Genomic DNA, 21940 nt, shown 5'->3' with positions numbered 1-21940 from the left:
AAAAGTGTTGACATTTGATGAAAAATAATAGTATAATAGCGGAGCGGGTTACGGAAAAGCTTCTGAAACCCAAACAATATGGGGTCTTAGCTCAGCTGGGAGAGCATCTGCCTTACAAGCAGAGGGTCATAGGTTCGAGCCCTATAGGCCCCATGATTTACAAATATTGTGAACAATTTATTGTTCAACTTATGGCGGAATAGCTCAGTTGGCTAGAGCACACGGTTCATACCCGTGGTGTCGCTGGTTCAAATCCAGTTTCCGCTACTCACTAAGACTCCAAGGTATTCTTGGAGTTTTTCTTTTTTCTGACTAATATTTCTCACTCGTAATAAAAATGTACTTGACCAAACGCACCCATAAAAAACAGAGCATACTTTCGTATACCCTGCTTTTTATTTTACTTCCGCTCTTTTCAATTATTTTATTTAAAATATTTCACACCGGATTCAAAGATCTTAAGATCTTGCTCTCCGTAAATATTGATTGCCACAGAATCGCCGCGTCTCTCAGAGTGAGCCATCTTTCCAAGAACACGACCATCCGGGCTTGTAATTCCCTCGATCGCACGGTAAGAGCCGTTGACATTCCACTCCTCATCCATTGTAATGTGTCCATCCGGACTACAATACTGTGTCGCTACCTGTCCATTTGCAAACAATTTATCAAGCCATTCTTCACTTGCAACAAATCTTCCTTCTCCATGAGATGCCGGATTTGTATACACGCCTCCAAGCTTGGCTTCTGCAAGCCACGGTGATTTGTTTGTAACCACTTTCGTATAAACCATCTTTGATATATGACGTCCGATTGTATTGTATGTCAAGGTCGGAGAATCCTCTGTCTGTCCGACAATCTGTCCATACGGAACGAGTCCCAACTTGATCAAAGCCTGAAAACCGTTACATACACCCAATGCAAGTCCGTCACGCTCATTCAACAACTTATCCACTGCCTCTTTGATCTTTGCATTTCTAAACGCCGTAGCAAAGAACTTCGCAGATCCATCTGGTTCATCCCCTGCGCTGAATCCTCCCGGGAACATAATAATCTGCGCTTTAGCAATCGCTTTTTCAAATTCTTCTACCGAAGAACGAATATCTTCTGCATCTAAGTTTCTGAATACTTTTGTAATCACATTTGCTCCGGCTCTCTCAAAAGCCCGCGCACTGTCGTACTCACAGTTTGTACCAGGGAATACCGGAATAAATACTGTAGGCTGTCCGATCTTATGACTACATACATGAACATCGGAAGCATGATACAATTTTTCTTCTACCGCTGTATCGGAACTTTCTGCTGATTTTGTTGCAAATACTTTTTCAAGCGGTTTCGTCCACGCTTCCACTGCATCTGCCATCGCAATCTTCACATCACCATACACAAACGTCTTTTCAGTTGTAACTTCACCGATCAGAGTATATTCACCCGCCAGCTCTTCAAACATATCTGCTTTCACCTCGGCAATAATATCACCAAATGCCGGCGCAAACATCTCTGCCTGATCCAAACCACTGTCAATGCATACACCCATCTGATTTCCAAATGCCATTTTGCTGACCGCTGAAATAATACCGTGTCTGTCAAGAGCATAAGCAGAAACAATTCTTCCATTTCTAATATCTTCCGTAAACTTACCATATCGATCCATTATCTGATCATAAACCGGAAGATCATATTCATCACGATCTGCTTTCAGCCATACAAGCTTATTTCCCGCCTCCTTCAATTCAGGAGTAATAATTTCTTTTTCCACCGCCATATCTACAGCAAACGAAACTAAAGTAGGCGGAACATCAATATCCTGGAATGTTCCCGACATACTGTCTTTTCCTCCGATTGACGGAAGTCCAAACCCAATCTGAGCTGCATAAGCTCCAAGAAGCGCTGCAAAAGGCTGACTCCATCTTTTCGGATCTTCTGACATTCTTCTGAAATATTCTTGGAATGTAAATCTGATCTTGCGATAATCTCCGCCCGCAGCAACGATCTTCGCAACAGATTCGACAACTGCGTATGCAGCTCCATGGTACGGACTCCAGCTTGAAAGATATGGATCAAATCCATAACTCATCATAGATACACTGTCTGTTGTTCCATTCTGCACCGGAACTTTCGCAACCATCGCCTGTGTTTCTGTCATCTGGTATTTTCCGCCATGCGGCATAAATACCGAACCTGCTCCAATCGAACCGTCAAACATCTCAACAAGACCTTTTTGAGAACATACATTTAAATCGCTTAATACATTCATCCACTGCTCTTTCACATCAGCAACCGGTGTTTTTGCAAAAAGTGTTTTCTCCTTATCCGGCATCTCCACTTCAACCGAAGTTTCCTGATGCGCTCCGTTTGTATCGAGAAATGCACGGGAAAGATTCACAATCTCTTTTCCTCTCCATACAAGCACAAGCCTCGGATCCTCTGTAACTACCGCAACTTCCGTTGCTTCCAGATTCTCTTCCTTCGCATAAGACATAAACTCCTCTACATCTTTCGAATCTACAACAACTGCCATTCTTTCCTGAGATTCGGAAATTGCAATTTCTGTTCCGTCAAGTCCTGCATATTTCTTCGGCACTTTATCTAGTTCAACTCTCAATCCGTCCGCCAGTTCTCCGATTGCCACGGATACTCCGCCGGCGCCAAAATCATTACATTTTTTAATCAGCCGGCTTACTTCTTCTCGTCGGAACAATCTTTGAATCTTACGCTCTGTCGGAGGATTTCCTTTTTGCACTTCAGCGCCGCATGTCTCAATCGATTCCTCTGTATGCACTTTGGAAGAACCAGTTGCTCCTCCACAGCCATCACGTCCTGTACGTCCTCCAAGGAGAATGATAATATCTCCCGGATCTGAATTTTCTCTGATCACCGCCCGTCTCGGAGCCGCTCCTAAAACCGCTCCAATTTCCATTCTTTTCGCAACATAATCCGGGTGATAGATCTCTTTCACAAGACCTGTTGCCAATCCGATCTGGTTACCATAAGAACTGTAACCAGATGCCGCGCCGCGCACGAGCTTCTTCTGCGGAAGTTTTCCTTTTAATGTTTCTTCTACAGATACAGTCGGATCCGCCGCTCCTGTTACACGCATTGCCTGATATACATAAGTACGTCCTGACAAAGGATCACGAATCGCGCCGCCCAGACAGGTAGCCGCACCGCCAAACGGCTCAATCTCTGTCGGGTGATTATGAGTTTCGTTTTTAAAGTTGATCAGCCATTCCTCTTCCACGCCATCCACTTTGATCGGTACCACAATACTGCAGGCGTTAATCTCATCTGATTCTTCCTGATCCTGAAGCTTTCCTTCTCTTTTCAATCTGCGCATCGCCATTAAAGCAAGATCCATAAGGCAGACAAACTTGTCCTCTCTGCCCGCAAAAATCTCACTGTGATCTTTCAAATATGCCTTATACGTATCTTCGATCGGCTTTCTGTAATACCCTTCATCAAAAGATACTTCTTTTAATTCCGTTGAAAACGTCGTATGACGACAATGATCCGACCAATAAGTATCAAGAACTCGGATCTCTGTCATTGTAGGATCTCTATGTTCCTCATCTCTATAATAATTACGAATATGAAGGAAATCTTTAAAAGTCATCGCAAGCCCCAAAGAAGCATAAAGTTTCTCCAATTCAGCTTCCTGCATTTCTTTAAAACCTTCAAACACAATAACATCTTCCGGCTCATCAAAAACTGTCACAAGAGTTTCCGGTTTTTTCTCATCGGCTTCTCGCGAATCAACCGGATTGATACAATGCGTCTTAATAGCAGCAAATTCTTCTTCAGAAATTGCACCTTCAATCACATATGTTGTTGCCGTATGAATCACCGGTGTTTCATCTTCTTTAATAAATCTTATGCACTGTTCTGCCGAATCTGCCCTTTGATCGAACTGTCCCGGAAGATACTCTACAGAAAAACTGTGATCCGCATCTGACACATCAAATACTTCTCTATAAAGAATATCTACAGGCGGCTCCGAAAATACACCCTGACATGCCTTTTCAAAAGTTTCATCTGAAATATTTTCCACATCATATCGAATTAACACACGCACTCCCGTCACATCTGTAATTCCAAGATAATGGCGGATTTCATGACCCAGCTCTTTTGCTGCAACAGCAAACTCCGGCTTCTTCTCTACAAATACACGTTTCACATTACTCATATGTTGTCTCCTCCACTTTTAACTGAAAACCTCTGTTTGTATCGTACCATACTTCACATCATTAGTATAATTAATATAACTAAAGTTTCTAATAAGAACTACTAATTATTTTTCTCTTTGACTGCTCTTCTTTTCATTTTATCTCTCTTCGTTCCTTTTTCCCACAAAAATACTCAGCAAAAACAACACAACAAGGATCCCCGCAAACAAACCGCCCACTCTAAACGCCATATCATAAAAAAGACCTTCCGGAAGCATTCGAATCATAAAATCTTCTGCCGGATCAAAAAGCCATAAATCATTATCAAAAAAGATATGATGAAATTTTATAAAAACCCCATTAAAATCCACTGCTGCAGCAATTCCAAGCCCCACAACAGGGAGTATAGCTATAAGCACAGCAGTCCGATATGTCCGACAGAGAATTTTTCTAAGATTCGCACGGCTTATAAGCAATAACGCAAAACAAACTGCCGCGGCAGCGAACGCCACAGTTCTCCCATGCAAGCCACGAACAAAAATGTCTCTTACTTCTTCCATATGAAAACGATCCTGCTCATTGAAAAAGTCCTGCTTTTTTCCATCAACTTCTGTGATAACCGACAATGTCTGTCTGTCGCCCCGCAAATAATCCATCATTTCCCGGGTCACATACATGACATTCTCCATCGTCATATCCAGTTCATCCAGCACCTCGTACTTTTCATATTCTTTTCTGTAAACATCCATATCCGAATACAGTACAAACTCAAATACAGAAATCAAAAGTACAAAAATCATCAACAGGGAAAATACAAGTCCCGCAAAATATTGTGCAATTTCTCTTTTTCTCTGTTTCATATCACTTCCCCTTTATGTTTTAAAACTTTACAACTATAGATGAAATTTATTGTGTTTTTATAAAATATATCTTATAATACACATAGTATTTATTAGGAGGTCTAATAATGATCGATATTAATTATGAACTTTATAAAGTCTTTTATCACGTTGCTTCCACCTTAAACTTTTCAGAGGCATCCAAGCAGCTTTACATCTCACAATCCGCAGTCAGCCAATCTATTAAAACACTGGAACGGAAATTAGATCAAACGCTTTTTATAAGAAGCACGAAAAAAGTACAATTAACTCCTGAAGGAGAAATTCTTATGCGCCATGTAGAACCTGCCATGAATCTAATCCAAAAAGGAGAAACACAACTTCTCGATGCGGCATCAACAGGCGGACAGATCCGAATCGGCGCCAGCGACACCATATGCCGCTATTTCCTGATTCCTTATTTAGAGCGTTTTCACAAGGCCTTTCCAGGAGCACATATCAAAGTAATCAATCAAACCTCTATGAAATGTGCAGAACTTCTGCGGAACGGATTGGTAGACCTCACAGTTGTAAATTTTCCAAACAATCACCTCGGAACAACCACCTCCGTTATGCGAATTAAAAAATTCAAAGATGTCTTTATCGCCGGAAAAACTTTCCAGGAATTAAAAGGAGAAACTCTAACTTTCTCACAACTGCTGAAATACCCCATCCTCATGTTGGACAAAAACAGTACAACAAATGAATTCCTCCACCAGGTCTTTCAACAGCATCAGCTTGATCTTGTTCCCGAAATCGAACTTACAAGCAATGATCTGCTGATTGACCTTGCCCGCATAGGACTTGGAATTGCTTTTGTGCCGGACTATTGCATCTCTCCCGAAAGTGATGACATTTTCATTTTACACACCAAAGAAGAACTTCCTGAAAGAGAACTGGCTATCGCGTATAACGAACATCTGCCCTTGTCCCGTGCTTCCATGGAATTCTTAAGTTATTTCCGCGATAAAACAGTTTAGGATCACTCCCAAAACTTTTTCATATAATCTCCTAATGTTTCTGCCGTGCAGTATCGGTTATTACTCCATTCTCTTGGGAACAATTCCCGATACTGCCATGCAGAAAATCTTTCGTCAAGCAATAATATCATCCCGCGATCCGTTTCCGTACGGATCACCCTTCCTGCCGACTGAAGAACCTTATTCATTCCCGGATACAGATAAGCATAATCAAAGCCGCTTGTTCCTTCTGCATGAAAATACCGCTTTACAATCTCCCGCTCATTACACACTTGCGGAAGTCCGGCTCCTACAATAATAGCTCCAATCAGCCTGTCCTCTGTCAAATCGATCCCTTCCGAAAAAATTCCTCCCATTACACAAAAACCTACAAAGCTTCCTTCTCTTGGAACATTAAATTCTTCAAGAAATCCTTCTCTTTCCTCCTCACTCATATATGGTGCCTGAATGATGGAAGAAATCGATCTGCATTTATCAGAAAAAATATCGTACACTTCTTCCATCACACGATAAGATGGAAAAAACGCCATATAATTTCCTTTTTTACTATCTGCTGCTCTTCCGATATACTCCGCAATACGCTCATACATTTTCTGCCCCCGCTGCGTGTATTTCGTACTTACATCTCTGCCGATCAAAAGAAGCCTGCTGTCTTTCGGAAACGGAGAATCCGCGTAAATTGCATAGTCATCCTTCTCAACTGATAAAAGCTTTTTATAATATCGCACCGGAAGAAGTGTCGCAGAAAAGAAAATTGTCCCTGCTCCATATTCTAAGTATGCCTGCAAATTCGCTGCCGGATTCACACAGAATAGCTTCACCATAAATCGTCCGTCTTTTTGATACTCGCTATATATCACATAGTTTTCATCTAAAATATCATAGATATCCACAAATTCTTTTACTCTAAAATACAAATCTAAAACTTGTTCTCTTTTTTCTTCATCAGAAGGCTGCTCTAAAAAACGTTCCATTTCTGATAAGAGGTTCAGTAATTTTATTGCCAAATGAGAGACACTTGTCAAAACCATATAATTTTCGCACTCTCTTTTTAAAGCAAGAAAAATCCGATTCACTTCCTCCGCCTTTTTTGAAAGCACCACATCCTTCGTACGCATCATCTTTTTTAATTCCAAAAAATCTTCTTTATATAATTGTGCGCTGTACATTTCTCTGCCGCGTTCAACAAGATTATGAGCTTCATCAATTAGGAAAATATACTCTCCTCCCGAAGTTTCAGAAAAGAAACGTTTCAAATGAGCTGTAGGATCAAATGCATAATTGTAATCACATATAACAGCATCTACCCATGTAGAAATATCTAAAGACATTTCAAATGGACACACACGATATTTTTCTGCCTGCCGTTCAACAACCTCTCTTGTAATCTCGTTAAAATTCACAATCGTGTCATATACGGCATCATTTACACGATCAAAATGACCTTTCGCATAAGGACACGAATCTGGATTGCATTCTGTCTCCTCGCATTTGCATATTTTTTCTTTTGCAGTAAGTGTAATTACTTTCATCTGCAGACCCTGTCTTCCAAGAATGTGAAACGCCTGCTCCGCCACAGTTCTTGTAATTGTTTTTGCCGTCAGATAAAAAATTTTATCGCCTAATCCTTCTCCTACCGCCTTTACAGAAGGATATAACGTAGACATTGTTTTTCCAACTCCGGTAGGCGCCTGAAGAAACAGTTTCTTTTTTCTTAAGATCGTCCGATAAACCGCTACAGCAACCTCTTTTTGCCCTTTTCGGTATGCAAAAGGAAATTCCACTGATTGAATCGACTGATTCCTTTTCTTCTCCCACTCGATCTGAAATCTCGCCCATTTCTCATAATTACCGATCAATTCTTCGAACCAGCTTTTCAAAACTTCATATTTATATTTATATAGAAAACGTCGGATCTCTTCAGTATCTAAATTACAGTATGTCATCTGTACGCTAATCTCCGAAAGTCCATGCTGCTCCGCATATAGATACGCATAACATTTTGCCTGTGCAAGATGGACATTAACCGGCTTCTCTATCTGATTCGGATCCCTCAAAACACCTTTGATCTCATCAATGACTACTTCTTGCGAATCTCCCTTTATAATAACTCCGTCAGCCCGTCCCTCTACTCTAATTTCAAACTCGCCACACGGAATCTGCAGTTTCATCGCTACTTCCGCATGATAATCCGCGCCCATCTGTCTTTGTATTTTTCGGTGAAGTCTTCCTCCCATTGCCATTACATCTTTATCAGACATCCCGGTTCTTCTATTATCAATATCGCCTTCCCGCAAAATGAATTCAACTAAATTTCGCACGGAAACACGAACTGTTTTCACTTCATCTCTCAATAATATCTCTGCCTGTTCTGTCTCTTTATATTTCATTAAAATCATCAAACGGATATCTATATATATTTCTCTAATCTCGCTTCATCCGCATTTCTAATTTTCATGATAGCTCTATCATAATCCTATTTTTTCTCCGGCACAACTAAATTCCGTCATTTTTTCTCTATACCGAAAAGGAAGATGGGTCTGCTGACATTTTGGATTCTCCCGCTCTTTAATCGAAACCGAATGAAAGAATCGTTTCCAAAGCATTTCGTATCCATACTCTTCTTCCGATACATTCTTCACAACGCCCTCATCGGAAAGACCTCCCCATACAAGCCGCCATCTCTTATTCATTTCATGAACCAAACTCACCTTATGCGTTTTATCATAAATCATCCAATTTTCCAAAGGAAAACGGTCTTCAAAATGGTCTGCAATACATGTCAGTATCTGGGATTTCGGAGTGATCTCCGAAAACAAAATGCCATTTTTAAGTTCTCTGAAACGGATAAATTCTTCATATCGGTGCGCCTCATTCGACACGCTTCTGCTCATAGAAAAGACATCCGCTACTGATGAATTGCTCAAATGTTCCATCACCTTTTCACTATACCGGATATTACGCGCTTCCTGCATCACTTCAAATACCGCTGTTCCCTTTCCAGCATCCGCTGATAACAACGCATGATAAATCTCCCAATAAGCGTTATACCCAAGATACCGCTTTATCATCCTTTCTAATTTCACAGCTTTTTCTTCTGATTCCTCTACAATTTTATATTCACAGAAAAGCTGCTGCTGTATTCTGCCTTTTAATTCAATACCCGCTTCCGCATTTCTACATTCCTTCCATGCATCATGCAGCGCTGAATAAAGTCCGGTTATTGTATCTTCACATATATAAATCTGCTTCACGATCCCTCCTCCTTCCTTCAGATCACTAATGATTCAATATAGAAATAAACAATATTTTATGCATGTTGCGAACCAATCCCCATATCATCAAACAGCGATAGCTGTCTAAAACTCATACTTTCCGTTCCTTCAGGAAGCTTTTCTTTTGTATTGAGTAAATTTCGTGTAATATAGTCTTCATCCATTCGAATCTGATACATCATCTTCCCTTTACATGTGATAAAATAAAGCGCCCGCTTTAAAACAACGCCCATTTTTTTCAAATCTTCAAAATCAAGCATCCCCATCTTTCTTGCTTTCACAATTCTGGATGCCGATTTATAGCCAATCCCCGGAACCCGAAGAAGCGTATAATAATCAACTCTATTTATCTCAACCGGAAATATTTCCAAATGCTTTAACGCCCAGCAGCATTTTGGATCAAGATATATATTAAAGTTCGGACATTCCTCATCCAATAATTCCCCTGCCTCAAAATGATAGTATCTAAGCAGCCAATCAGCCTGATAAAGTCGGTGTTCTCTCAAAAGCGGCGGTCCTTGATTTTTGACCGATGGAAGATGTTTGTCTTCATTAACCGGAACAAAAGCAGAGTAAAACACTCTTTTTAGATCAAACTTTTTATATAAAGACTCCGCCACGTGAAGGATCTGATAATCAGACTCCGGTGTAGCGCCTATGATCATTTGCGTACTTTGTCCTGCCGGAACAAATTCCGGTGCATGGCGATAGAGCTGAATATCATGTCGGTTTTCCGCTGACATCTGCTGCACAAAACGCATTGGCGAAAGAATATTTTTTCTCGTTTTATGCGGAGCAAGAAGGCGAAGACTTTCCGCAGTAGGAAGTTCTATGTTCACACTCATCCTGTCCGCAAGGTATCCTGTCATCTGAAGAATCCGGGGATCTGCCCCAGGTATCGCTTTCACATGGATATACCCTTGAAATTTATACTCATGACGCAGCTTATATAACACTGCATATAAAAGTTCCATCGTATAATTCGGACTTTTTAAAACCCCTGAACTTAGAAATAACCCTTCTATATAATTCCTCCTATAAAATTCCATCGTCAAAGTACATACTTCTTCTGGAGTAAAGGAGGTTCGCACTACATCATTGGTCGAGCGATTCACACAATACTTACAGTCATAAATACATTCATTTGTCAGAAGAATTTTCAATAAAGATATACAGCGTCCATCTGCTGAAAAACTATGACAAATCCCTGCTTTTCGGCAATTCCCCATCCCTTTTCCATCTCCGTTTCTCTGAACGCCGCTTGATGTACAGGATACATCATATTTTGCCGCATCTGATAAGATTTCCAATTTTTCATCCAAAGTCATTTCCGTCTGTATTCGTTCCCACATCGTATGCTGCCCCTTTCTCTCTAAATGTCAAAAGAACATTTGTTCGGTTTTATGATAGCACATACGTTCGTCTTTTTCAAGACTTCCTTCTTGTTTAATCTATTTTATTTTTTACCTTCTCTCCATAATATAAAATGCAGCACAATCACCGAAAGTGCAAAAGGCACACTCCGGGATTGTAAGTGGTCATCAAGGTCTCGGACAATCCCGAACTTTGACTCGCCGCCATTACAAAAAAAGCCGGTTTCAAACGACAAGTCATTCAACTCACCGTTTTGAAATCAGCTTTCATTACACTACTGTTTATCTGCAGTCTGTTTTTTCTTTATTCGCATTCTCTGATACGTTTTCTAAGCGGCAGTACCATAGCCGGAGATACTGACAACTCATCCAGTCCCATCTTAAGGAACTCTTCTGTCAATTCAAGATCTGCTCCAAGCTCACCGCAAATACCAATCCAAGCGCCCTCCGCATGTGCATTATCTGCCGCCATCTTAATCATGGCAAGAACTGCCGGGTGGTGCGGATCATAAAACTTATCTAACTTTGCATTCTGACGGTCAATCGCCAGTGTATACTGCGTAAGGTCATTTGTACCTACACTGAAGAAATCCACTTCTTTTGCCAACTCACGGCTGATCATAACAGAAGCAGGAGTCTCGATCATAACACCAAGTTCTACATCCTCTTTAAACGGAATTCCTTCGTTTTTAAGTTCTTCTTTCACTTCCGCAATGATTGCTTTAATCTCATGGACTTCCGAAACCGAAATAATCATCGGGAACATAATAGAAATATTTCCAAACATAGCTGCGCGGTAAAGAGCTCTAAGCTGTGTCTTGAAAATCTCTTTCCGTGTCAGACAAATACGGATAGCACGGTATCCAAGAGCCGGATTTTCTTCTTTATCAAGTCCGAAATAATCCACCTGCTTGTCCGCACCAATATCCAATGTACGGATGATTACCTTCTTACCTGCCATGTTTTCCGCAACTTGCTTATATACTGCAAACTGCTGCTCTTCTGTCGGGAAATCCGAATTTTCCAAATAGAGGAATTCGCTTCGGAACAAACCGATACCGCCGGCATCATTTTTCAAAACTGCACCAACATCCGAAACATTACCAATGTTTGCATATACATTGATCTTCTGTCCGCTCTTCGTTACATTTTCTTTTCCTTTAAGCTGCTCAAGAAGCGCTTTCTGTTCCTGATCTTTCGCCCGCTTTTCTTCCATGACTTTCATCGTCTCTTCATCAGGATCAATGTATAACATACCGGTGAATCCATCGATCACCGCCATTTTCCCATCATATTCTGCCAACAGATCTTCCCCGAGTCCAATCACCGCCGGAATATTCATTGTACGGGCAAGAATTGCCGTATGTGAGTTTGAAGATCCGTACATTGTGGCAAAACCAAGAACTTTGCTCTTATCAAGCTGTACCGTCTCACTTGGAGCAAGATCATCAGCTGCAATGATGCACGGCTCTGTCATCTCCTTCATACCGCCGGATACTCCACACAAAATATCCAATACACGTTCGGATACATCCTTCACATCTGCTGCTCGTCCCTGCATGTAAGCGTCATCCATTGCCGCAAACATCTGTGCAAAATTATCAGCCGTCGTCGCCACTGCAAACTCTGCATTCACTTCCTGCGTACGGATAATATTCTCGATCGACTCAAGATAATCAAGATCTTCAAGCATCATCTGATGGATCTCGAAAATCATAGCGTTTGCCTCTCCGACATCTTCGATTGCTTTATCATACAATTCTTTTAACTGGGACACTGCCGTATCCTTTGCATCGCAGAATCTCTTCCACTCTGCATCGACATCATCTACGTGCGTTCTTTTGATCACTTTTTCATTTCTCTTATAGAACATGATCTTTCCGATAGAAACGCCGCCAAATACACTTTTTCCTTTTATTATAATCATAATTTATAAATTCTCCCTTAATCCGATTTATAAATTCTCTTTGAAAAATGCCTCTAATTCTGCAAATGCCTTGTCTTCATCGTCACCTTCTACTGTAATCGTAACTTCTTCTCCTGTTTTTACGCCAAGTCCCATAACGCCGAAGATTCTTTTTGCATCTGCTGTTTTATCACCTTTTGTAATTTTAACAGACGATGCATATCCTGCTGCCTGTTTTACAAGAATTCCTGCCGGTCTTGCGTGAATTCCCTCCGGATCCGTCACAACGTATTTAAATTCTTTCATTTTTCTAGTCCTCCTTAATAATTTCATCGTACTTTCATTGTACTCTCTACAGTATATAACATATTCACTAATTTTTCAATCTTTCTGTCACACTTTTATCAATCATCCGTTGACTTTTGTTGTCAACCATGCTAAACTTAGCCGGTATTGGAAACTCATTTTTCAATACAGAAACATATTTATTTTTCTTAAATGGAGGGCAACACAATGACAGGTACAGTGAAATGGTTCAATAACCAAAAAGGTTACGGATTCATCTCTGATTCAGAAGGAAACGACATTTTCGTTCACTACTCAGGACTTGTAATGGATGGATTCAAGACTTTGGAAGAGGGTCAGGCTGTAGAATTCGAAGTAACAGAAGGCGCTAAAGGACCGCAGGCAACTAACGTAGTAAAACTTTAATCAGATTTTTTAATGTACCTTTTAATATATAAACAAACTTGATTTATTTATTATTAAAAAGCAATACAGAGAAATGAGATTAAAAAGGAAACCGGACAGTATGAAACTGCCCGGTTTTTCCTGTTTTTGCATCAAAACAAAGCAGGAAAAAACTCGGCTTCTCCTGCTCTGATCTCTTAACTTTATGCTGGCATAAAATTTTTATTTAATATTTGACACATAGGCTTCCGCCGCTTCCCACACATCAAACCCACTTCCGCGTAAGATATCTGCTACTCTTGCCGGATCGTCGCATTTCAAAACAGCCGACGCATCCTCTCCGTTTGCAAAAGCATACATATACTCTATGTTTACATCTCCGTCTACAATCTGATGCATTGCACGGCTCAAAGAACCGGTCTCATGAGGAACACGCAGCGCAATCACATCGGTCAGCATCGCCGTGATCCCATTTTCTTTTAAAACTGACTTTCCTTTATTCGGATCCGATACGATCATGCGAAGCATTCCGTATTCTGTCGTATCCGCCAAACTTAACGCAACAATATTAATATCATTTCCCGCCAATACGGAAAGGACTTCATCAAGTCTTCCTTCTCGATTTTCAAGAAACACAGATAACTGCTGAATCGTAATTCCCATTCGTTCTTTCCTCCTTTTACAGATTTCTGTTATCAATCACGCGAACCGCTTTTCCCTCACTTCTTTGAATCGTCTTCGGCTCAACAAGTTTTACTTTCACGGATACGCCAAGCGCTGTTTTCAATGTAGCGGCAATCTTATTCCTGAGAGCATCCAACTTTCTGATCTCATCCGAGAATACAGATTCATCTACCTCTACCATGACGGTCAGCACATCCAAATTATCTTCCCTGTCAACAATCATCATGTAGTGAGGCGCTACGACTCCGCCGATTGAAAGAAGAGCCGTTTCAACCTGCGTTGGGAATACGTTCACTCCGCGGATGACTTTCATATCGTCTGTTCTTCCTGTAAATTTAGAGATTCTCGGCAGAGTTCTTCCACAAGCACAAGTACTGTGATCAATACTTGTAAGGTCTTTTGTCCGATATCTTAAAAGAGGCATCGCCTCTTTTGCCAATGTGGTAAACACAAGCTCTCCTGTCTCTCCGTCTGCGCAGGCTTCATGAGTAACCGGGTTAAGCACCTCTGGATAGAAATAGTCTGCCTGTACATGAAGACCTGCTTTATGAATACAATCCTGCGCCACTCCAGGACCTGTAATCTCGCAAAGTCCGTAAATATCAAAACAATGAATATGAAGGATATCTTCAATCTTTTTCCGCATCTCTTCTGTCCAAGGTTCTGCTCCATGAATACCGACTTTCAGATTCAATTTGTCAACAATTCCTGCCTCCTGAATTGATTCTGCAAGATACAAAGCATAAGACGGCGTACATGCAAATGCAGTAGCTCCAAGATCTTCCATACACATCATCTGCCGTTTTGTATTTCCTGCCGACATCGGAATAGCCATTGCACCTAGCGCCCTAGCGCCGTAATCCAATCCAAGACCTCCCGTAAACAAGCCGTAACCATAGCACACATGAATGATATCTTCCTCTGTAAGACCTGCCATTGTCAGTTCTCTCGCTACACATTCTCCCCATACGTCCACATCTTTTTGCGAATACGGAGCAATCGTCAGTTTTCCCGTTGTGCCGGACGTACCCTGTACGCGCACGACATCCTTTTTCGGAATCGCCAAAAGTCCAAAGGGATAATTTTCACGCAAGTCTTCTTTTGTTGTAAACGGAAGTTTTCCGATATCTTCGATTGATTTGATATCACCGGGCTCTACTCCCATTTCCTGCATCTTTTTCCGATAAAATTCTACATTATTATATACTCTGTTTACGACATCGACAAGTCGTCTGCTCTGAAGAGCAGCCATCTCATCCCTGCTCATACATTCAATCTTAGGGTCACGAATTCTTTCAACCCAATTTTCTTTTGATACTGCAGCCATTGTTTTCTCTCCTTTAATCAATTATGTATCTTTTATAATTCCGCTTCTTCTACAAGCTTTACATCTGCCTGCTTCAGAACGCTCTCCGCTTTTTCAAAATCATCGGTATGAAATACCATGACCGGGGCTTTTCCTTCGCGGATTACAAAAGAATAGATATAATTTACATTGATCTGTCCGTCTGCCAGTATCTTCAGCATCTGATTCAAATTTCCTTTTTCATCTTTAAGTTCCGCGCCGATCACATCGTTGACACGATTGACGAACCCTTTGGACGTCAAACTTTCTTTTGCGCGAACCGGATCGTCTACTACCAGACGCATAATGCCGAATTCCGGTGTGTCAAATGTTGAAATTGCACGAATATTGACATGTGCCTCTGTAAGTACATTTGTCACATTCATCATACTTCCCGGCTGATTTTCTACAAAAACTGATATCTGCCTGATCATTACTATCACCGCCTTCCTGCCAGTGTTCCTGTCTGTATTTTGTTTCACATACACTATTTGTTATTGCAGCATATTTGTTACTATGCTGTCTTTCTTCTATATATAGTTATTATTTTGACTGTTTATTTCAACGTATAACCTACATCAAAAGCCTTCTTATTCAATTCGATCGTTTTCGGAGGAACTGTCTTTTCAATCACCTCATACCACTGTTCTTTTGTAAAATCCATATGCTGTGCCGCCACACCAAGAACGATCAGGTTGAACACCTTCGGATTTCCTAATTTTTTGGACTCTTCTGTTGCATCAACTTTATAAACTTTATATTCCTTTTCCAACTCTTCCAAAATATTTTCCGGATACTGTGCATTTCCGATCACAACAGGCATCGGGTCAATTCGCCAGTCATTTACGATAAGCACCCCGTCTTTTTTCAAAAAATGTGCGTAGCGAAGCGCCTCAAGCCGTTCAAATGCAATGATCACATCTGCCTGCCCTTCTTCTACGATCGGCTCTGCCACTTTTTCTCCATAGCGCACAAACGTAACAACACTTCCTCCTCTTTGCGCCATCCCATGGACTTCCGACAATTTTACGTCATATCCTCCGGCGATCGTAAGACCACCGAGAATACGGCTTGTGAGCAAAGTTCCCTGTCCGCCCACACCGACGATCATAATATTTTTTACAGCCATACCTTACTCACCTTCCTTTACAAGTTCGATCGCATCAAATTTGCATAAATCTTTACATAATCCACATCCCGTACACATCGTATCATCAATGTGAATCGTTCCGTCCGGATTTTTTGTCATCGCCGGACATCCGGGTTTCATACACATTCCACATTTTTTACACTTATCTGAGTGTGCGATATAAAGCGGCTTTTTCCTCTTGTCAAGAAGAACGCATGGGGTCTTCGTAATTATAACTGAGACTTCGTCTTTTGCCACTTCTTCCTTAATTGTCTTCTCAAGAAGCGGAAGATCGAAAGCATTGATCTCATATACATTCTTCACGCCTATTGCGCGGCACAGAGCCGGAATATCAATCGCATATGTCGGATCTCCCTGAAGAGTCTTTCCTGTAGCTGCATGATCCTGATGTCCTGTCATTCCAGTTGTCGAGTTATCGAGGATCATCACTGTTCCTGTCGCATGATTATATACCATATTCATCAACGAATTGACGCCTGTATGCAAGAATGTCGAATCTCCGATCACAGCAACCCAGTTCTTAATATATTCTTTTCCTTTTGCTTTCTCCATTCCATGAAGCGTTGAAATACTGGAACCCATACACATAGTCGTATCAATCACACTCAAAGGCGCAACTGCTCCGAGCGTATAACAACCGATATCTCCTGCCGCATGGAGTTTCAACTTATTGAGCACATGGAAAACGCTTCTATGCGGACACCCCGGACAAAGGATCGGAGGTCTCCCCGGAGCTTTTGCCGGTTCTTTCAGATTCAAATTTTCCTTCAAAATTGCTTTGCGAAGCATATTAGCGCTGTACTCACCCTGCACTGTAAAAATTTCTTTTCCGACAGCTTGGATTCCCCAAGAACGAACCTGTTCTTCAATGACCGGATCAAGTTCTTCCACAATATATAAGGTCTCAACTTTCGACGCAAACTCCTCGATCAGTTTTCTAGGAAGCGGATTCACAAGACCAAGTTTCAGAACGGATGCTTCAGGAAGCGCTTCTTTTACATATTGATATGGAATACCGCTTGTGATTACCCCGATCTTAGTACCATTCATCTCGACCTTGTTAATCGGCAATGTGTTTGCTGCTTCCGCCAACTCAATATTTCTTTTTTCAATCTCAATGTGACGAAGCTTTGCATTGCCCGGCATCATAACATTTTTCGGGATATTTTTCTCATACGGCTTATCGTCGATCTGCGCACGGTCACACAGTTCTACAAGTCCCTGTGAATGTGCAAGTCTTGTTGTCGTACGGAAAATAAACGGTCTGTCAAACTGCTCGCTCAATTCAAATGCCGTCTTAAAAAAGTCTTTCGCCTCTGCGCTGTCTGACGGTTCAATAACCGGAATTTGCGCTGCTCTTGCGACCATTCTTGTGTCCTGCTCATTTTGGGAACTGTAAAGTCCCGGATCATCAGCTACAACAAGAACAAGTCCGCCGTTCACACCCATATAAGAAACGGAATACAGCGGATCTGCCGCTACATTCAAGCCCACATGTTTCATACACGCCATAGAACGTACTCCCGCAAGACTCGCTCCAACCGCCACTTCAGTCGCCACCTTTTCATTCGGGGCCCATTCTTCATATACATCTTCCTTGTATTGAACAAGATATTCACTAATCTCGGTACTTGGCGTTCCCGGATAAGCGGAAGATACTTTCACTCCTGCTTCATATGCTCCTCTGGCAATCGCCTCATTGCCGAGCATGATCACTTTCTCTGCCATATCAAAGTCCATCCTTTCGTAAATCTGTCACTCTCTTCGCCTTTCCTTCAAATCGTTTTAAGGAATTCGGCGCCACAAGTCTGATCTGAGTCGCAAGTCCAAGCTGCGATTTTAATGCAGACTTAATTCTTGCCTCAAGTTCACTTAATTTTGCATAACTGTCAAGAAGCCTGTCATCGATCAGTTCAACGGTAATCGTCATTACGTCCAGACGATTCTTTCTCTCTACAAGGATCTCATAATGCGGTCCGATCTCGTCAACCTTCAAAAGAACTTCTTCAATCTGTGTCGGGAACACATTGACTCCCCGAATAACAAGCATATCATCCGCACGACCGGAAAGATTTTCCATTCTGCATGTCGTTCTTCCACACTTACACGGTTCATACATCAATCTTGTCATATCTCCTGTCCGGTATCTTACGATCGGAAGCGCCTCTTTTCCAAGACAGGTAACAACAAGTTCTCCCCTTTCTCCCGGAGGAAGAACTTCCTCTGTTTCAGGATCGATAATCTCAGGGATAAACCAATCCTCATTAATATGCATTCCGCAAAGCTGCGTACATTCTCCTGACACTCCCGGTCCGCAAAGCTCACTCATCCCGTAATTTTGCGTACAGACAAACTGCTCTCCCCAAACACGGTGCATCTCTTCCCGCATCGGTTCTGTCATGCCTTCGCCTCCGAACAACCCGATTCTGATCTTCAGATCTTTTGACGGATCAATGTCTCTTCTTCGAAGTTCTTCTCCGAGATGAAGCGCATAAGATGGCGTTGCCACAAGAAGGGTCACACCCATATCCTGTAAAAACATAATCTGTTTATTTGTATTTCCTGAAGACATCGGAATCACCGACGCTCCTATTTTCTCAAGTCCTCCATGAAGTCCGAGCGCTCCTGTAAACGTTCCGTATCCAAATGCGATCTGCGCCACATCTTCCTCCGTAGCGCCTCCCATACATGCAACTCTCGCAACATTATTCAGCCAGATATCCAAATCATTCCTCGTATATCCGACAACTGTCGGCTTACCTGTCGTTCCCGAACTTGCATGGTAACGAACGATCTCCTTTTTATCAACCGCAAACAATCCGTCCGGATAATGATCCCGAAAATCAGCTTTATATGTAAACGGCAGTCTCTTTAGATCTTCCAAAGTCTGAATATCTTCCGGACGCACACCTGCCGCATCCATCTTTTCACGGTAAGGCTGCACTCTGTCATAAATATACCGAACCGTATCCTTCAACTTTGCAAGCTGTATCTGTTCGATTTCTTCTCTTGGCAGAGTCTCTTCCTTTGCCCATATCATCGCGCATATCCTCCTTTATAACGTCTCATGCCTCATTTTATCGGCAATTTGCTTTTTCAGCTTTCCTTTTTTACTGCTGTTCTATTAGTATAGCACAATACTTTTCCGAGTTAAAGCTTTAAATCAAGAAAAATTCCTCTTTTACAGACAGAATCCTGTCCGCCAAAGAGGAATTTTGTTCTTTCTATATTTTATTTAACAAAGAGGATATTTTTCTGTAAGCTCTGCGACCATTTTTCTCGCAGTCTCTACATTTTCTTCGCTTTCGATTACCATCGCAATAATCTCGGCAATCTTATCCATATCATCCTCTTTCATCCCCCGCGTTGTAACTGCAGGAGTTCCGAGTCTTACGCCGCTTGTCACAAACGGAGAACGAGGATCGTTCGGAATTGTATTCTTATTACATGTAATATGCGCATCGTCAAGCCGCTTTTCCAACTCTTTTCCGCTTACGTCATTTCCGGTAAGATCTACGAGCATAAGATGGTTGTCCGTATCTCCTGAAACAATCTTCACGCCGCGTTTTTTCAATCCTTCGCAAAGAGCTTTCGCGTTCTTTACAACCTGCGTCTGATATTCTTTAAACTCCGGTTCGAGCGCTTCTTTAAAGCAGACTGCTTTTGCTGCGATCACATGCATAAGAGGTCCTCCCTGTGTTCCCGGGAAGATCGCTTTATTAAAATTAAACTTTTCATTTACTTCATTGCTTGAAAGAATCATTCCACCTCGCGGTCCGCGCAATGTTTTATGAGTTGTCGTCGTTGTCACATGTGCATACGGGATCGGACTTGGATGAAGACCTGCTGCCACAAGTCCTGCAATATGAGCCATATCTACCATAAGATACGCGCCGACTTCATCCGCAATCTCACGAAACCGTTTGAAATCAATCGTTCTCGCATAAGCACTTGCTCCGGCGATGATCAGTTTTGGTCTGCATTCCTTCGCGATTTCCAAAACATTGTCATAATCGATTACACCCTCATCATTGACTCCGTAAGGAACAACATGAAAATATTTTCCCGACAGATTCACCGGTGATCCATGCGTCAGATGTCCGCCGTGATCAAGGTTCATACCCATGATCGTATCTCCGGGTGTCAGCATTGCAAACTGAACCGCCATATTTGCCTGCGCTCCGGAATGCGGCTGTACATTTACATACTCACAGCCAAATAATTTTTTGGCACGTTCTCTTGCCAGATCTTCGGCAACATCCACGCACTGACATCCGCCGTAATATCTCTTGCCCGGATATCCTTCTGCGTATTTATTTGTAAGTGGACTTCCCATCGCTGCCATCACGGCCTTACTCACCCAGTTCTCAGAAGCGATCAATTCGATATGGGAGTTCTGTCTCTTCATTTCCGCTGTGATCACTTCCGCAATCTCCGGATCTGCATTTTTGATTTCATCGAAGTCGTACATCGTCATTATCCTCCATTTCATTTGAAATTTTAAATTTCATAAATTTGCACTTTACTATGTCAAAGCGTTAGGGTTATTATAGCATAGCAGATGTATCCCGTCTACGGCTTTCTAAAGACGGGAAATAAGAAAGGATTAAATCTTAACGACATGAAAGAACAGATTTTAATTGTAGAAGACGACGCAGATATCAACAATCTTCTTGCAAAAATATTGCGCACTGAGCATTTTGAACCGATACAGGCTTTTTCCGGAACAGAAGCAAAACTTCTCTTTACACAGAACACCCCTGACTTGATCTTACTGGATCTCATGCTTCCGGGGTTATCCGGCGAGGAACTTCTGTCCGAACTTCGGGGTAACTTTTCCTCAGATGTGCCTGTCATCATATTATCCGCAAAAATTGCTCTGACAGATAAAGTGTCCCTTTTAAAAATGGGCGCTGATGATTATATTACAAAACCCTTTGAACCTGAAGAAGTCATAGCAAGAATCCAGGCTGCTTTACGGCGCACTTCAACATCCAAAAAACTGTCTTGCTTAAATTTGGAATTATATCCGGATTCTCGAAAAGTCACTGTACAGGGAATCGAACTTTCTCTGACTGCCCATGAATATGATCTGCTCTATCTTTTCATGAAGAATCCTGAAAAAGTCTATTCCCGTGAAATGCTGTATGACCTTGTTTGGCACGGAGGATATTATGGAGAAAACAATACCGTCAACGTACATGTGAGCAATCTCCGTAAGAAACTAAAAGAAGCTGATCCTGAAAATGAATATATCCGTACTGTATACGGAATTGGATTTAAACTTGTTCTTCATTAAATAAAACAGATTTGAAACAGAAGTTTATGATTTACCAAACTGATTCAAATACTATAGATTGAAACTCCGACAAACAAAATCATTATATTTTTATAAGTTCTTTAAAGGTTCTTTATGACTTATTAAAACAGATTCAGATATGATTAACATCGTAACAGTACTCTATTAAAGAATCTGTTACACAAAATAAAATCCATACG

Annotated in this window: 17 protein-coding genes and 2 tRNA genes; 5 read left to right on the top strand and 14 right to left on the bottom strand. The window is 41.5% G+C overall.

What is annotated here, in order from left to right; genetic code table 11:
- Positions 1 to 80 precede the first annotated feature (80 nt).
- Both RCH61_RS01110 and RCH61_RS01105 read left to right on the top strand, forming a co-directional pair.
- A tRNA-Val gene (locus tag RCH61_RS01110) sits at positions 81 to 153 on the top strand.
- Positions 154 to 193: 40 nt separating this feature from the next.
- Positions 194 to 267: transfer RNA gene (locus RCH61_RS01105), tRNA-Met, on the top strand.
- Between the two features lie 157 nt (positions 268 to 424).
- On the opposite strand, the gene RCH61_RS01100 is transcribed toward RCH61_RS01105, so the two are convergent.
- Both RCH61_RS01100 and RCH61_RS01095 read right to left on the bottom strand, forming a co-directional pair.
- Positions 425 to 4180: a phosphoribosylformylglycinamidine synthase gene (locus RCH61_RS01100; RefSeq protein ID WP_306479621.1), complete on the bottom strand. Its 3756-nt coding sequence runs from the start codon at positions 4178 to 4180 to the stop codon at positions 425 to 427.
- A 138-nt stretch (positions 4181 to 4318) separates the two neighbouring features.
- Entirely contained in the window at positions 4319 to 5020 is a 702-nt protein-coding gene (locus RCH61_RS01095) for a TIGR01906 family membrane protein (protein ID WP_306479620.1), read from the bottom strand.
- 107 nt (positions 5021 to 5127) lie between these two features.
- On the opposite strand from RCH61_RS01095, the gene RCH61_RS01090 reads away from it, so the two are divergent.
- Positions 5128 to 6018: a LysR family transcriptional regulator gene (locus RCH61_RS01090; RefSeq protein WP_306479619.1), complete on the top strand. Its 891-nt coding sequence runs from the start codon at positions 5128 to 5130 to the stop codon at positions 6016 to 6018.
- A 2-nt stretch (positions 6019 to 6020) separates the two neighbouring features.
- Here RCH61_RS01090 and RCH61_RS01085 read toward each other — a convergent pair whose 3' ends face one another.
- The 5 genes from RCH61_RS01085 to RCH61_RS01065 all read right to left on the bottom strand — a co-directional run bounded on the left by RCH61_RS01085 (position 6021) and on the right by RCH61_RS01065 (position 12878).
- A complete protein-coding gene (locus RCH61_RS01085) occupies positions 6021 to 8408 on the bottom strand; it encodes an ATP-dependent DNA helicase (RefSeq protein ID WP_306479702.1) in 2388 nt (795 codons plus the stop codon).
- Positions 8409 to 8486: 78 nt separating this feature from the next.
- Positions 8487 to 9272, bottom strand: coding sequence for a TIGR03915 family putative DNA repair protein (locus tag RCH61_RS01080; RefSeq protein ID WP_306479618.1), 786 nt, complete (start codon positions 9270 to 9272; stop codon positions 8487 to 8489).
- Positions 9273 to 9328: 56 nt separating this feature from the next.
- Positions 9329 to 10645, bottom strand: a complete 1317-nt coding sequence (locus RCH61_RS01075) for a putative DNA modification/repair radical SAM protein (protein ID WP_306479617.1) — start codon at positions 10643 to 10645, stop codon at positions 9329 to 9331.
- A gap of 325 nt (positions 10646 to 10970) precedes the next feature.
- Positions 10971 to 12593, bottom strand: coding sequence for a phosphoenolpyruvate--protein phosphotransferase (gene ptsP, locus RCH61_RS01070; protein WP_306479616.1), 1623 nt, complete (start codon positions 12591 to 12593; stop codon positions 10971 to 10973).
- A gap of 27 nt (positions 12594 to 12620) precedes the next feature.
- On the bottom strand, positions 12621 to 12878 hold the full coding sequence (locus tag RCH61_RS01065; protein WP_306479615.1) for an HPr family phosphocarrier protein: 258 nt from the start codon (positions 12876 to 12878) through the stop codon (positions 12621 to 12623).
- 207 nt (positions 12879 to 13085) lie between these two features.
- Between RCH61_RS01065 and RCH61_RS01060 the strand changes: the two genes are divergently transcribed.
- Positions 13086 to 13283, top strand: coding sequence for a cold-shock protein (locus tag RCH61_RS01060; RefSeq protein WP_009242211.1), 198 nt, complete (start codon positions 13086 to 13088; stop codon positions 13281 to 13283).
- A gap of 201 nt (positions 13284 to 13484) precedes the next feature.
- On the opposite strand, the gene RCH61_RS01055 is transcribed toward RCH61_RS01060, so the two are convergent.
- The 7 genes from RCH61_RS01055 to glyA form a co-directional block, all read right to left on the bottom strand.
- Positions 13485 to 13925: an ACT domain-containing protein gene (locus RCH61_RS01055; protein WP_306479614.1), complete on the bottom strand. Its 441-nt coding sequence runs from the start codon at positions 13923 to 13925 to the stop codon at positions 13485 to 13487.
- Positions 13926 to 13941: 16 nt separating this feature from the next.
- The gene (locus tag RCH61_RS01050; RefSeq protein WP_306479613.1) at positions 13942 to 15273 is read right to left on the bottom strand and encodes a phenylacetate--CoA ligase family protein; all 1332 of its coding nucleotides are present in this window, start codon (positions 15271 to 15273) and stop codon (positions 13942 to 13944) included.
- Positions 15274 to 15305: 32 nt separating this feature from the next.
- On the bottom strand, positions 15306 to 15725 hold the full coding sequence (locus tag RCH61_RS01045) for an ACT domain-containing protein (RefSeq protein WP_306479612.1): 420 nt from the start codon (positions 15723 to 15725) through the stop codon (positions 15306 to 15308).
- 122 nt (positions 15726 to 15847) lie between these two features.
- Positions 15848 to 16420 carry an indolepyruvate oxidoreductase subunit beta gene (locus tag RCH61_RS01040; protein ID WP_306479611.1) on the bottom strand — a complete coding sequence of 191 codons (573 nt, stop codon included), beginning with the start codon at positions 16418 to 16420 and terminating at the stop codon, positions 15848 to 15850.
- Between the two features lie 3 nt (positions 16421 to 16423).
- Positions 16424 to 18169, bottom strand: a complete 1746-nt coding sequence (iorA, locus tag RCH61_RS01035; protein WP_306479610.1) for an indolepyruvate ferredoxin oxidoreductase subunit alpha — start codon at positions 18167 to 18169, stop codon at positions 16424 to 16426.
- A 1-nt stretch (position 18170) separates the two neighbouring features.
- On the bottom strand, positions 18171 to 19481 hold the full coding sequence (locus tag RCH61_RS01030) for a phenylacetate--CoA ligase family protein (protein WP_178007860.1): 1311 nt from the start codon (positions 19479 to 19481) through the stop codon (positions 18171 to 18173).
- Positions 19482 to 19676: 195 nt separating this feature from the next.
- Positions 19677 to 20912 carry a serine hydroxymethyltransferase gene (glyA, locus tag RCH61_RS01025; protein WP_178007858.1) on the bottom strand — a complete coding sequence of 412 codons (1236 nt, stop codon included), beginning with the start codon at positions 20910 to 20912 and terminating at the stop codon, positions 19677 to 19679.
- Positions 20913 to 21062: 150 nt separating this feature from the next.
- On the opposite strand from glyA, the gene RCH61_RS01020 reads away from it, so the two are divergent.
- Positions 21063 to 21740, top strand: a complete 678-nt coding sequence (locus tag RCH61_RS01020) for a response regulator transcription factor (RefSeq protein ID WP_306479609.1) — start codon at positions 21063 to 21065, stop codon at positions 21738 to 21740.
- Positions 21741 to 21940 lie beyond the last annotated feature (200 nt).

The organism is Mediterraneibacter sp., from assembly GCF_030825015.1.
GTDB lineage: Bacteria > Bacillota > Clostridia > Lachnospirales > Lachnospiraceae > Mediterraneibacter.
The sequence above is the reverse complement of the archived record's forward strand: the minus strand, read 5'-3'. Positions and strand labels throughout refer to the sequence as shown.

What these genes read in the sequence shown, in the direction of transcription:
- RCH61_RS01100 (WP_306479621.1), bottom strand. Translation starts at nt 4,180, where the DNA reads ATGAGTAATGTGAAACGTGTATTTGTAGAGAAGAAGCCGGAGTTTGCT.
- RCH61_RS01095 (WP_306479620.1), bottom strand. Translation starts at nt 5,020, where the DNA reads ATGAAACAGAGAAAAAGAGAAATTGCACAATATTTTGCGGGACTTGTA.
- RCH61_RS01090 (WP_306479619.1), top strand. Translation starts at nt 5,128, where the DNA reads ATGATCGATATTAATTATGAACTTTATAAAGTCTTTTATCACGTTGCT.
- RCH61_RS01085 (WP_306479702.1), bottom strand. Translation starts at nt 8,408, where the DNA reads ATGAAATATAAAGAGACAGAACAGGCAGAGATATTATTGAGAGATGAA.
- RCH61_RS01075 (WP_306479617.1), bottom strand. Translation starts at nt 10,645, where the DNA reads ATGTGGGAACGAATACAGACGGAAATGACTTTGGATGAAAAATTGGAA.
- ptsP (WP_306479616.1), bottom strand. Translation starts at nt 12,593, where the DNA reads ATGATTATAATAAAAGGAAAAAGTGTATTTGGCGGCGTTTCTATCGGA.
- RCH61_RS01065 (WP_306479615.1), bottom strand. Translation starts at nt 12,878, where the DNA reads ATGAAAGAATTTAAATACGTTGTGACGGATCCGGAGGGAATTCACGCA.
- RCH61_RS01060 (WP_009242211.1), top strand. Translation starts at nt 13,086, where the DNA reads ATGACAGGTACAGTGAAATGGTTCAATAACCAAAAAGGTTACGGATTC.
- RCH61_RS01055 (WP_306479614.1), bottom strand. Translation starts at nt 13,925, where the DNA reads ATGGGAATTACGATTCAGCAGTTATCTGTGTTTCTTGAAAATCGAGAA.
- RCH61_RS01050 (WP_306479613.1), bottom strand. Translation starts at nt 15,273, where the DNA reads ATGGCTGCAGTATCAAAAGAAAATTGGGTTGAAAGAATTCGTGACCCT.
- RCH61_RS01045 (WP_306479612.1), bottom strand. Translation starts at nt 15,725, where the DNA reads ATGATCAGGCAGATATCAGTTTTTGTAGAAAATCAGCCGGGAAGTATG.
- RCH61_RS01040 (WP_306479611.1), bottom strand. Translation starts at nt 16,420, where the DNA reads ATGGCTGTAAAAAATATTATGATCGTCGGTGTGGGCGGACAGGGAACT.
- iorA (WP_306479610.1), bottom strand. Translation starts at nt 18,169, where the DNA reads ATGGCAGAGAAAGTGATCATGCTCGGCAATGAGGCGATTGCCAGAGGA.
- RCH61_RS01030 (WP_178007860.1), bottom strand. Translation starts at nt 19,481, where the DNA reads ATGATATGGGCAAAGGAAGAGACTCTGCCAAGAGAAGAAATCGAACAG.
- glyA (WP_178007858.1), bottom strand. Translation starts at nt 20,912, where the DNA reads ATGTACGACTTCGATGAAATCAAAAATGCAGATCCGGAGATTGCGGAA.
- RCH61_RS01020 (WP_306479609.1), top strand. Translation starts at nt 21,063, where the DNA reads ATGAAAGAACAGATTTTAATTGTAGAAGACGACGCAGATATCAACAAT.